The sequence below is a fragment of the Bradyrhizobium sp. 157 genome (assembly GCF_023073815.1).
Lineage (GTDB): Bacteria > Pseudomonadota > Alphaproteobacteria > Rhizobiales > Xanthobacteraceae > Bradyrhizobium.
This window is the reverse complement of sequence record NZ_JADPKF010000031.1, coordinates 1-559: the sequence shown is the minus strand read 5'-3', so window position 1 is coordinate 559 and position 559 is coordinate 1. Positions and strand designations below refer to the sequence as shown.

The 559-nt window shown below is 62.3% G+C and carries 1 protein-coding gene; it reads right to left on the bottom strand.

Annotated features, from left to right (window positions below; genetic code table 11):
* On the bottom strand, nt 1-559 hold a 559-nt coding region (locus IVA95_RS06750; protein ID WP_247509803.1), incomplete at both ends, for an IS110 family transposase.

Sequence of the window (559 nt, the reverse complement as noted above, 5' to 3'; positions counted from 1 at the left end):
GGATCCAAGAGTTGAGGCCATAGCGCTCCCAACACCTGATCTTGACCAGCACAACCCAAGCGGCTTGCACGAACAGCGCGCGCAGGTAGCGATTGCCGCGCCTTGATATACTGCCGAGGATCGTGCGGTCGCCGGTCGATGTCTGCTTCGGCACAAGTCCAAGCCAGGCGCCGAAGTCGCGGCCTTTCGAGAACACGTCTCCAGCGCCGATCGCGGCCACCATTGCGCTCGAGATGATCGGGCCAATACCAGGCACCGTCATCAGTCGCTGGCAGGCCTCATCTTGACGGGCCAGCGTTTCGATCTCGCTAGATAGCCTCTCGATACGCTGATCCAGCCGGCGCCAGTCTTCCACCAGGCCCTCGATGATGTGCAACATGCGAGGCGAGAGGACATCGATGCGTGTCGCCAAGATGCCCGGCAACTCGAACCGCAGGGAATGCAGGCCTTGCCGCACGGCGATGCCCCGCTCCAGCAGGAACGCACGGATCTGATTGATGACGCCGGTACGCTGACCGACCAATCGATAGCGGACGCGGTGCAGTGCCTGAAGGTCGAG